This is a genomic window from Streptomyces sp. NPDC046887 (assembly GCF_040644755.1).
Taxonomy (GTDB): Bacteria; Actinomycetota; Actinomycetes; order Streptomycetales; family Streptomycetaceae; genus Streptomyces; species Streptomyces lichenis.
In genome coordinates, this window is record NZ_JBEYXH010000027.1 from 84,666 (window position 1) to 97,447 (window position 12,782).

A 12,782-nucleotide genomic window follows, 5' to 3' on the forward strand; every position below is an offset into this window, starting at 1 on the left:
CTGCGTCATAGGCGCGCCGCGCGGTTCTCCCCCCGGGGGTGACCCGGATTTCTTCCCTCTCGCGGAGTGAGCTACGTCACCAGGGGGGAGCGGATGGTGCCGTCGCTACAGCACCAACAAATGGCATCGGACCCGCCACTGACGTCACGTCAGGGAAATGAGCGAGCGATGAGCAACCCTGATCAACCGCTGCTGAGCCTGCGGACCGCCCTCATCCTGCTGATCGGCATCGTCACCGGAGTCGGCGCGGGAGCGCTGACGGTGGCCGCCGGCGAGGTCCTGGCCACCGGCTTCCTCGCCGGCGGCGCGGCCTTCGCCGGGTCGGTGCTCTTCTTCCACGCCATCGTGGACTGATACCGGACGCAGGCCGGGAGGTGCCGGGCGCCGAGCCCCCTCCCGGCCGCGCATCTCAAGAAGAGCAGTCTGGTCCAACCAGTTGACCAGCGCCACCCCAGGCCCCAGTCTGTCCGCCATGACCGGACCACCCCTCCGTCGTGAGACGGTCTCCGACCAGCTGTACGCGCGGCTGCGCGACCGCATCCTCGGCGGGGCGCTGCCCGCGGGCTCCGCGCTGACCGCCGAACGCGAGATGGCCGCCGCGTACGGCGTCAACCGGCACGCCGTCCGGGAGGCCGTCAAACGCCTCCAGCAGGCCCGGCTGGTGGAGGTCAGTCATGGCGGGCGCACCCTCGTCCTGGACTGGCGGCACACCGCGGGGCTGGATCTGGCGGTGGGCCTCGCCGAGTCCGGGCAGGGCCCCGACCTGCCGCAACTCGCCCGGGACGCCATGGAGATGCGCGCCTGTATCGGCGCCGACGCGGCCCGGCTGTGCGCCGCCCGCGGCTCGGACGCCGCCGCCCGGGCCGTGCGGGGGGCCGCCGAGCGGTACGCCGCCGCCGGCCCCGACCTCGCCGCCCTGGGCGCGGCCGATGTGGCCTGGTGGCGGCTGATCGTGGAGGGCTCCGGCAACCTCGCCTATCTGCTGGCCTTCAACACCCTGGTGAGCGGCACCCTCGCCACCGCCGAGGTGCCGATGGGTCTGCGCACCGCCGAACTCCTCGACGTACCGGCCCATCTGCGGCTCGCCGCGCATATCGCGGACCGCGAACCGGAGGCGGCCGAGCGGCTGGCCCGCGAACTGCTCTCCCGCAGCATCCCCCCGTCCGCCGAGAACGCCCCGGCGGCCGAACGCGCCGAAAGGCCGGTGAACCGACCGTGATCCCCGCCGTGATGTACGCGATACCCGCGTTCGTGCTGCTCGTCGCCGTCGAGGCGCTGTCCTACCGCTTCGCCCCCGACGACGAGGAGCGGGGCTACGAACTGCGGGACACCGCCACCAGCATGACCATGGGCGCCGGCAGCCAGGTGATCGGACTGCCCTGGAAGGCCGTCGCCCTGCTCGCCTACGCCGGCCTCTACACCCTCGCCCCGGTGCGGCTCTCAGCCGCCTCGGCGGGGACCTGGGTGCTGCTCTTCTTCGCCGACGACCTGGCGTACTACGCCTTCCACCGCGCCCACCACCGGGTGCGGGTGCTCTGGGCGAGCCATGTGGTGCACCACTCCAGCGTCCGGTTCAACCTCTCCACCGCGCTGCGGCAGAGCTGGACCCCGATGACCACCTTGCCGTTCTGGCTGCCGCTGGCGCTGCTCGGCATCCCGCCCTGGATGATCCTGCTCCAGCAGTCGGTGAGCCTGGTCTACCAGTTCTTCCTGCACACCGAACGGGTCGGAATGCTGTGGAAGCCGGTCGAGTGGGTCTTCAACACCCCGTCCCACCACCGTGTCCACCACGGCTCCAACAACGTCTACCTGGACCGCAACTACGGCGGCATCCTCATCGTCTGGGACCGGCTGTGCGGCACCTTCCAGGCCGAGGGCGAGCCCGTCCGCTACGGGCTGACCAAGAACATCGGGACCCACAACCCGCTGCGGGTCGCCTTCCACGAGTACGCCGCCGCCTGGCGGGACGTCCGCTCCGCCCGGCGCTGGCGGGACCGGGCGGGCTACCTCTTCGGGCCGCCGGGATGGGCGCCCGCGGCGGACCGGGCCGGCCTGACCGCCCGGGCGGAGGCGTAGGGCGCCTCCCCGCCCGGCGGGCGGCTACTGCCGGGGCAGCTTGGTGGTGGTGTCCAGGTAGAACGCGTCGATGCTCTGCACCGCCCGCTCGAAGTCCTCCAGGTTCACCGGCTTGGTGACATAGGCGTTGGCGTGCTGCCGGTAGGCGCCGGTCACATCGTCGGGGGCCGAGGAGGTGGTGAGCACCACCACCGGGATGGTGCGCAGCTGCTCGTCGGCCTTGAGCACCGCCAGCAGCTCCCGGCCGTTCATCCGCGGCATGTTGAGGTCCAGCACGATCAGGTCGGGCCGGGTGCTCTCCGGGTCGCGCAGGTACTCCAGGGCGGCGACCCCGTCGTCGACCTGGGTGAGGTTGCGGGTTCCGCGCTCGGTCAGGGCGTCCTGGATGAGCATGGCGTCCGCGACGTCGTCCTCGACCAGCAGGACGTCATAGGGCCGAGCGGGGGCGGTCATCATCACTGGCTCCGGTGGTGTGGTCGGCTTGGTTCGGTGAAGGGTTGCTGATCAGTCCCGGCCAGCGGTTCCGGGCACCCTGCCTGGTCATGCTGGAGGCCCGGCCGATCTGCGGGTAGCCGGCGCCCGCGTCCGCCGCGTCCTGGGCGGCCTGCTCCTCCAGGCGCTCGATCGCGCCCTTCAGATGGAAGAGCATATGCAGCGTGGCCAGCGCCTCGGTCTGGGCCTCGGCCCGTTCGCCGTCGGACGGCAGGGGCTGGAAGGCGCGCAGCACGAGGCGGCGGACGAGGTCGTCGACCGCGCCGGTCGCCAGCGCGGCGATCTCCTCCTCACTCAGGCGCAGCGAGAAGTGAATCCCAGGCATGGGGCCACTGTAGGCAATCCCACTGTCGATCGACAACACGGCTTGTCAAAAGAGGGCTAGAGTATCTTCGCCGCGCGTCCGGAGCGGGCGGCTGGGACGCACACCCGAGGAGCACACCACCCATGGCAACCGACCGTACGCCGTCGCCGTCCAGGGGCCCGCTGGCGAACTGGACCACCCGGCGCTGGCTGCGGGTCGGGGTGACCGTCTCCCTGGTCGTGCTGGCCGTGCTCGGCGGCGTCGGCGTCTGGACCCTGAGCCGGGCCGCCGCCATCACCGACGAGCTGGTGAACCGCCGCAGCCCCGCGCTCAACAGCGCCGTCCGTCTGGAGACCGCCCTGGTCAACCAGGAGACCGGGATCCGCGGCTACGGCCTCTCCGGCGACGAGGTGTTCCTGAAGCCCTACCAGGAGGGACTGACCCAGGAGAAGGCGGCCGTCGACCATCTCCGGGAGCTGCTGCCGGACACCGGCCGGGAGCGCGCCGACCTCGGCACCGTCCTCGCCAGGGCGGAGGCCTGGCAGGAGGGCACCGCCAGGCCCGTCGCGGCCGCACCGCCCGGTGCCGCCGTCCCGCAGGCCGCCCAGCGGGCCGCCGACGGCAAGGCCGCCTTCGACGCCCTGCGCACCGCGATGGACGCCCAGCAGGACCACCTGCTCGAAGCACGGGTCGCCGGGGTGGAGGACCTGGAAGGCGCCGTCCGGCTGCGGGACGGGGTGCTCGCGGCGATCGCGGTGCTCATCGTGCTGCTCGCCGCGCTGGTCTTCGAGGGGCTGCGCCGGGGCATCACCGTCCCGCTGGCCCGGCTCGGCGCCGACGCCCGCCAGGTGGCCGGCGGCACCTTCACCCACGAGGTCGCCGCCACCGGCCCCGCCGACCTGCGCCGGCTCGGCGAGGACGTGGACGCCATGCGCCGGCGGCTGCTGGACGAGCTCGCCTTCACCGAGCGGGCCCGCCGGCAGCTGGACGAGCAGGCGGCCGAGCTGCGCCGCTCCAACTCCGAGCTGGAGCAGTTCGCCTATGTCGCCTCGCACGACCTCCAGGAGCCGCTGCGCAAGGTCTCCAGCTTCACCCAGCTGCTCCAGCGCCGCTACGCCGGCCAGCTGGACGCCCGCGCCGACCAGTACATCGGCTTCGCGGTGGACGGCGCCAACCGGATGCAGGTCCTCATCAACGACCTGCTCAACTTCTCCCGGGTCGGCCGCGTCCACAACGAGCACCGCGCCGTGGACCTCGGCACGGTGGTCGACCAGACCGTGGACGCGCTGAGCGTCGCCATCGAGGAGTCCGGGACGACCGTCGTCCACGACCCGCTGCCCACGATCACCGGCGACACCACCCAGCTCGGCATCCTCTGGCAGAACCTCATCTCCAACGCGGTGAAGTTCCGCCACCCCGACCGGGCGCCCGAGATCCGGATCGAGGCGTCCCCCGAGGGCGAGCTGTGGCGGTTCTCGGTCAGCGACAACGGCATCGGCATCGCCCCGGAGTTCGCCGAGAAGGTCTTCGTCATCTTCCAGCGCCTGCACACCAAGGAGGCCTACCCGGGCAGCGGTATCGGGCTGGCCATGTGCAAGAAGATCGTGGAGTTCCACGGCGGCACCATCACCATCGACCCGGACCACACCCCGGGCACCCGCTTCGTCTTCACCCTCGCGGCCGGCAAGCTCGCGGAGCCCGAGGCGGAGCCGGCCGTGGAGGCGGTCGGGACCGGCCGGGCCGGGGCCAGATCATGACCACCGCCGCCGAACCGCGGTACCGGATCGTCCTGGTCGAGGACGACGACGGTGACGCGCTGCTGGTCGACGAGCTGCTGATCGACACCGGGCTGCGCTACGAGCTGACCCGCTGCACCACCCTGGCCGAGGCCCGCGCCGAGCTGGCCGTCCATCCGGCCGACTGCGTCCTGCTGGACCTGCACCTGCCCGACGCCATGGGCATCGGCGCGGTGGACACCATCCAGGAGGCGGGCCCGCACGCGGCGATCATCGTGCTCACCGGTCTCGCGGAGTCCCAGGCGGGGATCGACGCCATGGCCGCCGGCGCCCAGGACTACCTGGTCAAGGGCCGGGTCGAAGCGGACCTGCTGCACCGCGCGGTGCGCTACGCCGTCCAGCGCAAGCAGGCCGAGCGGGTGAGCGCGGCCATCCAGGCGGGCCAGCTGCGCGCCGAGGAGAACGCCCGGCTGGAGCGCGGTCTGCTGCCGCAGCCGATGCTCGGCGCCTCCGGGGTGTCGGCCGCCAGCCGCTACTTCCCGGGCCGGGAACGCGCCCTGCTCGGCGGCGACTTCCTCGATGTGGTGCACACCCCCGACGGGCTGCTGCACGCCATCGTCGGCGATGTCAGCGGCCACGGCCCGGACGCGGCGGCCCTCGGGGTCTGCCTGCGCATCGCCTGGCGCGCCCTCACCCTGGGCGGCCACCGCGGCCGTGAACTGCTCGGTCTGCTGGAGCGGATGCTGGTGGCCGAGCGCACCCACGCCGACCTGTTCGCCACCGTCACCCTGGTCTGCGTCGACCAGTCCGGGCGGCGGGCCACCGTCTACCTCGCCGGGCACCACGCCCCGCTGCTCACCGGCGGCGGCTCCGCCCGCGAGGTGCGCGCCTCGCACGGGATCGCCCTCGGTATCGCGCCGGGCCTGGCCAACTGGCACCCCAGCGAGGTCGAACTGCCCGCCAACGGGGCGCTGATGATCTACACCGACGGCCTGATCGAGGGCCACCAGGGCGACGAGGACGAACGGCTCGGCGTGGAGGGGCTGATCCAGCTGGTGGACCGCATCCCGGCCGCCGACGCCGACACCCATCTGGACGAGCTGATCACCGAGGTGCGCAAGCTCAACGCCGACCGGCACACCGACGACCTGGCCATCCTCCGGCTGGAGTGGAGCGGGCTGGTGGCGGAGCCGGATCCGGCCGGCCGCGTCGGCCACCGCTGATCCGCCCGCCCCGGCCCCCGCCGCTACGGCGGTGCCCGGCCGGGAAGGCGGTGCGGCGGCGGCCTGACGTCCACCGGCCCCCTTGCCGTACGGCGGTGCTCAGCCCTCCGGGTGGAGCAGGCCCCGCTCGTACGCCCGCCGCAGATGCTGCGGTACGAGATGGGTCCGGCCGTCCACGGTGACCGGGACCAGTGCCGGGGTGCTCGCCTTCCACTGGGCGCGGCGGTGGCGGGTGTTGCTGCGGGACATCTTCCGTTTGGGGACGGCCATGACGGACTCCAGGGGTCGCGGGATCGGAACGCCCGCCACCCTACATGAAAACGATTCCCGTTAAGCGGGCTGCCCTCCCCCTCGCCGCCCGGCCGGACCGTTGCGGCCGGGGCGCGGCCGGGAAGGCTTCCGCCACCGCGCGAGGGGCGTGGGGAAACGGAGGAGCGGACGTGGAGATCGACGGCGCACGGGTACTGGTGGCCGGGGCGACCGGCGTCATCGGCGGGGCGGTCGCCGCCGAACTGCGCCGCCGCGGGGCACGGGTGGCCCTGGCGGGGCGCGACCCCGGCCGGCTCGCGGAGGCCGGGCAGGGCCTCGGCGGCTGCCCCACCGTCCGCTTCGACGCCTACGACCTGGACGGCTGCGCCGGGGCGGTCACCGCGGCGGCACAGGCGCTGGGCGGACTGGACGCCGTGCTCACCGCCTTCGGCACGGCCGCCTTCGGCCCCGCCCGGGCCACCGGCGACGACATCGCCGAGCATCTGATGGCGGTCAACGCGCTGGCCCCGGCGGCCTTTCTGCGCGCCGCGCTGCCGCTGCTCGGTGACGGCGGGGTGCTCGCCGCGATCACCGGGGTGGTCGCCGAGCGCCCCCAGCCGGGCATGGCCGACTACAGCGCCTCCAAGGCCGCGCTCGCCGCCTGGCTGGACGCCGTCCGCCGGGAGGCCCGGCCGGCCGGGATCCGGGTGCTGGACCTGCGCTTCGGCCATCTGGACACCGGCTTCGCCGACCGTGCGGTGGCCGGCGAGCCGCCCGCGATGCCCCCGGGCGGGGACCTGGCGGCGGCGGTACGCACCGCCGTGGACGCCCTCGCCGCCGGCGCCGCCCGGGTCCGCCCCGGCCCGGCCGGCGCCCCGGTGGTGGAGGACCGGGCCCGCTGACGGCGACGGCCGCTCAGGGCGGGCCGTCGCCCACCTCCTCGTACCGCTCGCGCACCTCGTCCAGGTCGCCCAGCCGGTCCAGGCCCCGCACCGGCCGCGCGGTGCGGTGGTTGCGCTCCAGCCGGGCCCGGTGCCGGTCCATGAAGACCCAGTAGCCGACGGTGTACGGGCAGGCCCGCTCACCGGTGCGGTCGCCCGGGCGGTAGGCGCACGGCTTGCACAGATCGCTCATCCGGTTCACATACGCCCCGCCGGAGGTGTACGGCTTGGTGGTCATCCGGCCGCCGTCCGCGTACTGCGACATCCCCACCACGTTGGGCAGCATCACCCAGTCGTAGCCGTCCACGAAGCTGCGGTGGAACCAGTCGGTCAGCGCCGCCGGGTCCCAGCCGCGCTGGAGCGCGTACCCGCCCAGCACCATCAGTCGGGGGATGTGGTGGGTCCAGCCGGTGTCCCGCACCTGCGCCAGCACCGTGGACAGGCAGCGGGCCCGCACGTCGTCGGCGTCCAGCTCGTCCCACCACCGGGGCACCGGCGCGGTGTGCCCCAGCGCGTTGGAGCTCCGGTACTCCTCGCCGAAGTACCAGTACAGCTGCCAGACGTACTCCCGCCAGCCGGCGATCTGCCGGACGAACCCCTCCACGCTGTTCAGCGGCGCCTTCCCGGCCCGCCAGGCCGCCTCCGCCCGCTCCACACACTCCGCCGGGTCCAGCAGGCCCAGGTTGAGCGAGGAGGACAGCAGGCTGTGGCTCATCACCGGGTCCCCGGCGAGCATGGCGTCCTCATACGGTCCGAAGGACGCCAGCCGGTGCTCGGTGAACCGCTTCAGCGCCGCCAGCGCCTCCGTGCGGGTGGCCGGGAAGAGCCGCGGCCCGTCCCGGCCCACGAAGGAGACGTCCCCGTCCTTCTCCCAGCGGTCCAGGTCCCGGCGGACCTCCTCGTCGACGGCGTCCTCGCGCGGCCGGTAGGGCCGGTCCACCTCCAGGGCGTCCACCCCGCGCGGCGGCGGCTCCCGGTTGTCGTGGTCCAGGTTCCACGTCCCGCCGGCCGGCTGGTCGCCGTCCATCAGCAGCTCATGGGTGCGCCGCACCCAGCGGTAGAAGTCCTCCTGGCGCAGCCTCGCCCCGCCACCGTGGCCGTCCGCCCAGGCGGTGAAGTCCGCCGGGTCCACCAGGAAGCCGCGCGGCGGGCCGACGTCGACCCGCTCCAGCGACGTGACCAGTCCCAGCGCCGCCCGCGAGGTCGGATGGTGCACGGTGACCCGGTCCCGCCCGCCGACCGCCTTCGCCAGCCCCTCGCGGTAGGTGTCGGCCTTGATGTACCGCACCCGGTCGCCCAGTTCGGCGGCCCGGTGCCGCATGGCGGAGAGCACCAGGTGGGCCTTGGCCCGGTGGAAGCGCCGCCGGCGGAACACCGAGCGGGCCTCGATCATCACCACCGGGGTGTCCCGGCCGGGCCCCCGCCCGCCGTCCGGGTCGAGGAAGTGCGGGCCGAGCTGGTCCCCGAACAGCCAGTGCCAGGCGGTGCCCTGTTTCTTCGCCGCCACGGTCACTCCCTGCCCCGGGCCTGCTTGAACCGCCGCAGCCCCTCGTCCAGGTCGACGATCGGCTCCGGGTAGTCCAGCTCCGCGCGCCGCTCGGCCGGCAGCCGCCAGGGCTCGTGCACCTTCCGTCCGGCGACCTCCCGCAGCTCCGGCACATACCGGCGGACGTAACTGCCCTCCGGGTCGAACCGCCGGGCCTGCACCAGCGGGTTGAGCACCCGGTGCGGACGGGTGTCCGTGCCGGTGCCGGCCACCCACTGCCAGTTCATCTGGTTGTTCACCAGGTCCCCGTCCACCAGCAGGTCCAGGAAGTGCCGGGCCCCCACCCGCCAGTCCACATACAGGGTCTTGGCCAGGAAGCTCGCCACCAGCAGCCGGGCCCGGTTGTGCATCCAGCCCTCGGCGCGCAGCTGGCGCATCGCCGCGTCCACGATCGGATAGCCGGTGCGGCCCTCCTTCCAGGCGGCCGTGTCCTCCTCCGCCTCCTTCGTCCGCCGCCAGGAGTCATGCCGGGTGCGGTAGTCCTTCTCCGCCGACTCGGGCCGGGCGGCCAGCACCTGGTGGTGGAAGTCCCGCCAGGCCAGCTGCCGGACGAAGGCCTCCGCCCCGGCGCCGCCCCGCTCGCGCGCCAGATGCACCAGCTCGCCGGAGGACAGCGCGCCGAAGTGGAGGTACGGCGAGAGTCGCGAGGTGGCGTCACCCGCCAGATCGTCGTGGCGCTCCTCGTAGGCGTCCAGACCGTCCCGCCGCCAGCGCTGGAACAGCCGCCGCCCGGCCTCCTCACCGCCCCGCGGGAGGTCCGGGGAGAGGTCCTCCACCTCGGAGCGGGCCGGCAGCGGCTCGGACTCCACCGCCTCCGGCACCCGCACCGTGCGCGGCGGGCCGAGCGGTTCGCGCAGCCGCAGATCGGACCAGCGGCGGAAGTACGGGGTGAACACCGCGAAGTGGTCCCCGCCGCCGGACGGCACCACCGCCCCGGGCGCCACCGACGTGATCACGGCGTCATGCACCCGGAGCTCCACCCCGTGGTGCTCCAGCTCCTCGCGCAGCCGCTCCTCGCGGTGGTGGGCATACCGGCTCACCCCCGCGGAGAGGTGCACCTCGGACGCCCCGCACTGCCGGGCGACGGCCACCACCTCCCGTACCACCGGCCCGGAGCGCACCACCAGCCGCCCACCGCGCTTGCGCAACCCGGCGTCCAGCGAGGCCAGGCAGTCGAAGAGGAAGGCCGAGCGGTTGGGCGCGTCGAACCCGGCGGCACGCACCCCGCTGTCCCGGACGAACAGCGGCACCACCTCGTCCGCCGCGTCCAGGGCCGCCCGCAGCGGTGGATGGTCGTGCAGACGCAGGTCCGAGGTGAACAGGACGACCGCTGCGGTCATGGTGGTGCTCCCGGGCTGTGCTGGCTGTACTGCTGGTCGGTGCGGGGCGGGCCCCGGTGGGTGTTCGGTCCCCGTCGGCCGCCGGATGGGCGCCGTACGGGTGAAGGCGCCCGCTCAGCCGCGGGTGCTCTGCTCGTACCGAGGCTCCCGGGGCCCGCCGGCTCCGGGCGCGGGCGGGTCGCCGGGCCGGGCGGCCATGCCCTTCGCCGCGGCCTGGGTGATGTTGCGGGCCATCCCGCCGAACACCACCGCGTGGAACGGCGAGACCGACCACCAGTAGGCGTGCCCGAACAGCCCGCGCGGATGGAACAGTGCCCGCTGCCGGTAGCGCACCCGCCCTCCGCCGTCCTGCTCGGCGTACATCTCCAGCCAGGCCAGCCCCGGCAGCCGCATCTCGGCCCGCAGCCGCAGCAGCCGGCCCGGCTCGATCTCCTCCACCCGCCAGAAGTCCAGCGAGTCGCCCACCCGCAGCCGCTCGGCGTCCCGGCGGCCCCGGCGCAGCCCCACCCCGCCGACGAACCGGTCCAGCCAGCCCCGTACCGCCCAGGCCAGCGGGAAGGAGTACCAGCCGTTGTCGCCGCCGATGCCCTCGATCACCCGCCACAGCGACTCCCGGGAGGCCGGCACCTCAAGCTCCCGCTCGTCCTCGTAGAGGCTGCCGCCCGCCCAGTCCGGGTCGGTGGGCAGCGGATCGCTCGGCGCGCCGGGCAGCGCGGCCGAGGACCAGCGGGTCGCGACCTCCGCGTCCCGCACCTTGCGCAGCGCCAGGCGCACCGCCTCGGCGTAGGGCAGCGGCCGCCCGGGGCCGTCCGGGACATAGCGGGTGATGTCGTGCTCCCGGCAGATCACCTCGTGGCGCAGCGACTCGGTGAGCGGGCGGGCGATGGAGGCCGGGACCGGGGTCACCAGCCCCACCCAGTGGCTGGACAGCGTGGGCGTGAGCACCGGCACCGGCAGGATCAGCCGCTTGCGCAGCCCGGCCACCCGGCCGTAGCCCAGCATCATGTCCCGGTAGGTCAGCACATCCGGGCCGCCGACGTCGAAGGTCCGGTTCACGTCTTCGGGCATGGTGGCCGAGCCCACCAGATAGCGGAGCACATCGCGGACCCCGATCGGCTGGATCCTGGTGTGCACCCAGCTCGGGGTCACCATCACCGGCAGCCGCTCGGTCAGATAGCGCAGCATCTCGAAGGAGGCCGAGCCCGAGCCGATGATCACCGCCGCCCGGAGCACGGTGGCGGGCACCGGGCCGTTGACGAAGATCCGCCCCACCTCGGCGCGCGAGCGCAGGTGCGGTGACAGCTCCCGCTCGGGCACCGCCGAGGGGGTGAGCCCGCCGAGGTAGACGATCCGTTTCACCCCGGCCGCGTGCGCCTGCTGGGCGAAGATCCTGGCCGCCCTGCGGTCCGTCTCCTCGAAGGTGCTGCCGGTGCCCAGCGCGTGCACCAGGTAGTACGCCACCTCCACGCCCCGCATCGCCTCGCCGACCGAGGCCTCGTCGGTGGCGTCGCCCCGCACCGTCTCGACGTCCCCCGCCCAGGGCTGGTCCCGGAGCTTGCTCGGGGTGCGGGCCAGACAGCGCACCCGGTGGCCCGCCTTCAGCAGCTCGGGCACCAGCCGGCCGCCGATGTACCCGGTCGCCCCGGTCACCAGGCACAGCGGCCCCTCCCCGGCCTGCTCCCTCCGGTCGTCCGGCTTCCGCCCGCCCTCGTTCCGCTCGCTCACCAGGGACTCCCATCGCTCCGGCGCGTACGCCGTCCGTCCGTACCGCGTCCCGACCGGGTTCCACCGTCCGGGGACCCCAATCCGCCGCCCACCCGGACGGCCCGTGCCCCTCCCGCCCCGTGCCCGGTCACCGAGGGGCCGCGTCGCTCACCGCGGCGGCCCGGCCGCCCGTGCCCAGCAGCCCGGTCGCCCGGAACGGCTCGGCGGCGGCCAGCCGGGGCAGCTCCCGCCGGCACAGCGCGGTCACCACCGGCGGCATCGCCGCCCGCACCAGCTGGGTCGCCCGCAGCCAGGACGGCAGATAGACCGCCGGACGGCGCCGCTCCACGGCCCGGACCATCCGCTCCGCCACGAAGCCGACCGGATAGACCTTCCGGGCCGGCCGCGGCATTTGGCCGCGCAGCTCCCGCAGCACCGCGTACCGGTCGGCGTCCCGGATCATGTCGGTGTCGGTCCAGTTGAGGTACGCGATGCCCACGCCGACGCCCTCATGGGCGAACTCGGCCCGCAGCGCGTGCGCGAAGGACTCCGCCCCGGCCTTGGAGGCGCAGTAGGCGCTCATCATCGGCGAGGCGCCGATCGCGGCCAGCGAGGCGATCTGGAGGAAGTAGCCCCGCCTGGCCAGCAGCGCGGGCAGGAAGGACCGCGCGGTGATCGCGCTGCCCACCAGATTGACCTCGACCACCCGGCGCCACACCGCCGGGTCGGAGGTGCCGAACGGACCGCCCTCGGCGATCCCGGCGTTGGCGACCACCACCGACGGCGGGCCCATCGACTCACTCACCTCGGCCGCCACCCGCGCCATCCCGGCGTCGTCGGTGATGTCCACCTCCCAGCAGCGGGCCTCGCCCGGCAGCACGTCCCGCACCCGGGCGAGCGTCGCCTCCTCGCGCCCGAGCAGGGCCAGTCGGGCGCCGCGCGCGGAGAGCGTCCGGGCCATCGCCGCGCCCAGACCGCGGGCGGCGCCGGTCACCACCGCGGTACGGCCGTACAGGGGGCTGGGCTCGGTCGCCATGTCGGGCTCCTCTCGGGGAAGGCGTCAGCACCGGCGTGCGGTGCGGGCATCTGCTGCTGCTCGCCGGGCTGCTCGCCCTGTGCTACGGCCGCGGCTGGCCCGCGATGTCCGGCCGCTACGAGCGCGGAGCCGGCC

At 74.2% G+C, this 12,782-nt stretch carries 13 protein-coding genes and 1 pseudogene; 7 read left to right on the forward strand and 7 right to left on the reverse strand.

Going from position 1 to position 12,782, the window contains the following annotated elements; genetic code table 11:
* Nucleotides 1-168: 168 nt before the first annotated feature.
* From ABZ945_RS23040 to ABZ945_RS23050, 3 genes are all read left to right on the forward strand, one after another.
* Nucleotides 169-354, forward strand: coding sequence for a hypothetical protein (locus ABZ945_RS23040; protein ID WP_361272578.1), 186 nt, complete (start codon nucleotides 169-171; stop codon nucleotides 352-354).
* Between the two features lie 118 nt (nucleotides 355-472).
* Nucleotides 473-1,219 (forward strand): GntR family transcriptional regulator, encoded by a 747-nt coding sequence (locus ABZ945_RS23045; protein WP_361272580.1) that lies wholly within the window; start codon nucleotides 473-475, stop codon nucleotides 1,217-1,219.
* An 11-nt stretch (nucleotides 1,220-1,230) separates the two neighbouring features.
* On the forward strand, nucleotides 1,231-2,076 hold the full coding sequence (locus ABZ945_RS23050; RefSeq protein ID WP_361272583.1) for a sterol desaturase family protein: 846 nt from the start codon (nucleotides 1,231-1,233) through the stop codon (nucleotides 2,074-2,076).
* Nucleotides 2,077-2,100: 24 nt separating this feature from the next.
* Here ABZ945_RS23050 and ABZ945_RS23055 read toward each other — a convergent pair whose 3' ends face one another.
* Together ABZ945_RS23055 and ABZ945_RS23060 are read right to left on the reverse strand one after the other, a co-directional pair.
* Complete coding sequence (locus tag ABZ945_RS23055; RefSeq protein ID WP_361272585.1) at nucleotides 2,101-2,532, reverse strand: response regulator; 432 nt, start codon at nucleotides 2,530-2,532, stop codon at nucleotides 2,101-2,103.
* Nucleotides 2,504-2,893 (reverse strand): hypothetical protein, encoded by a 390-nt coding sequence (locus ABZ945_RS23060; protein WP_361272588.1) that lies wholly within the window; start codon nucleotides 2,891-2,893, stop codon nucleotides 2,504-2,506. Before ABZ945_RS23060 ends, ABZ945_RS23055 begins: the two co-directional genes overlap by 29 nt.
* Nucleotides 2,894-3,015: 122 nt before the next feature.
* On the opposite strand from ABZ945_RS23060, the gene ABZ945_RS23065 reads away from it, so the two are divergent.
* Both ABZ945_RS23065 and ABZ945_RS23070 read left to right on the forward strand, forming a co-directional pair.
* Nucleotides 3,016-4,629 carry an ATP-binding protein gene (locus ABZ945_RS23065; protein WP_361272591.1) on the forward strand — a complete coding sequence of 538 codons (1,614 nt, stop codon included), beginning with the start codon at nucleotides 3,016-3,018 and terminating at the stop codon, nucleotides 4,627-4,629.
* Nucleotides 4,626-5,831 (forward strand): fused response regulator/phosphatase, encoded by a 1,206-nt coding sequence (locus ABZ945_RS23070; RefSeq protein ID WP_361272593.1) that lies wholly within the window; start codon nucleotides 4,626-4,628, stop codon nucleotides 5,829-5,831. Before ABZ945_RS23065 ends, ABZ945_RS23070 begins: the two co-directional genes overlap by 4 nt.
* A 99-nt stretch (nucleotides 5,832-5,930) precedes the next feature.
* Here the strand turns inward: ABZ945_RS23070 and rpmF are convergent, their stop codons facing one another.
* Nucleotides 5,931-6,101, reverse strand: coding sequence for a 50S ribosomal protein L32 (gene rpmF, locus ABZ945_RS23075; protein ID WP_361272595.1), 171 nt, complete (start codon nucleotides 6,099-6,101; stop codon nucleotides 5,931-5,933).
* Between the two features lie 170 nt (nucleotides 6,102-6,271).
* Here rpmF and ABZ945_RS23080 point away from each other — a divergent pair, with 170 nt between their 5' ends.
* Entirely contained in the window at nucleotides 6,272-6,982 is a 711-nt protein-coding gene (locus ABZ945_RS23080; RefSeq protein ID WP_361272597.1) for an SDR family oxidoreductase, read from the forward strand.
* Between the two features lie 13 nt (nucleotides 6,983-6,995).
* On the opposite strand, the gene ABZ945_RS23085 is transcribed toward ABZ945_RS23080, so the two are convergent.
* From ABZ945_RS23085 to ABZ945_RS23100, 4 genes are all read right to left on the reverse strand, one after another.
* Complete coding sequence (locus ABZ945_RS23085) at nucleotides 6,996-8,528, reverse strand: cryptochrome/photolyase family protein (RefSeq protein ID WP_361272600.1); 1,533 nt, start codon at nucleotides 8,526-8,528, stop codon at nucleotides 6,996-6,998.
* Between the two features lie 2 nt (nucleotides 8,529-8,530).
* Nucleotides 8,531-9,907, reverse strand: coding sequence for a deoxyribodipyrimidine photo-lyase (locus ABZ945_RS23090; protein ID WP_361272602.1), 1,377 nt, complete (start codon nucleotides 9,905-9,907; stop codon nucleotides 8,531-8,533).
* Between the two features lie 114 nt (nucleotides 9,908-10,021).
* On the reverse strand, nucleotides 10,022-11,566 hold the full coding sequence (locus ABZ945_RS23095; protein WP_361272614.1) for an SDR family oxidoreductase: 1,545 nt from the start codon (nucleotides 11,564-11,566) through the stop codon (nucleotides 10,022-10,024).
* Between the two features lie 193 nt (nucleotides 11,567-11,759).
* Nucleotides 11,760-12,647: an SDR family oxidoreductase gene (locus ABZ945_RS23100; protein WP_361272605.1), complete on the reverse strand. Its 888-nt coding sequence runs from the start codon at nucleotides 12,645-12,647 to the stop codon at nucleotides 11,760-11,762.
* 44 nt (nucleotides 12,648-12,691) lie between these two features.
* Between ABZ945_RS23100 and ABZ945_RS23105 the strand changes: the two are divergent.
* Nucleotides 12,692-12,782: pseudogene (locus tag ABZ945_RS23105) on the forward strand (TIGR02234 family membrane protein); the annotation flags it as partial.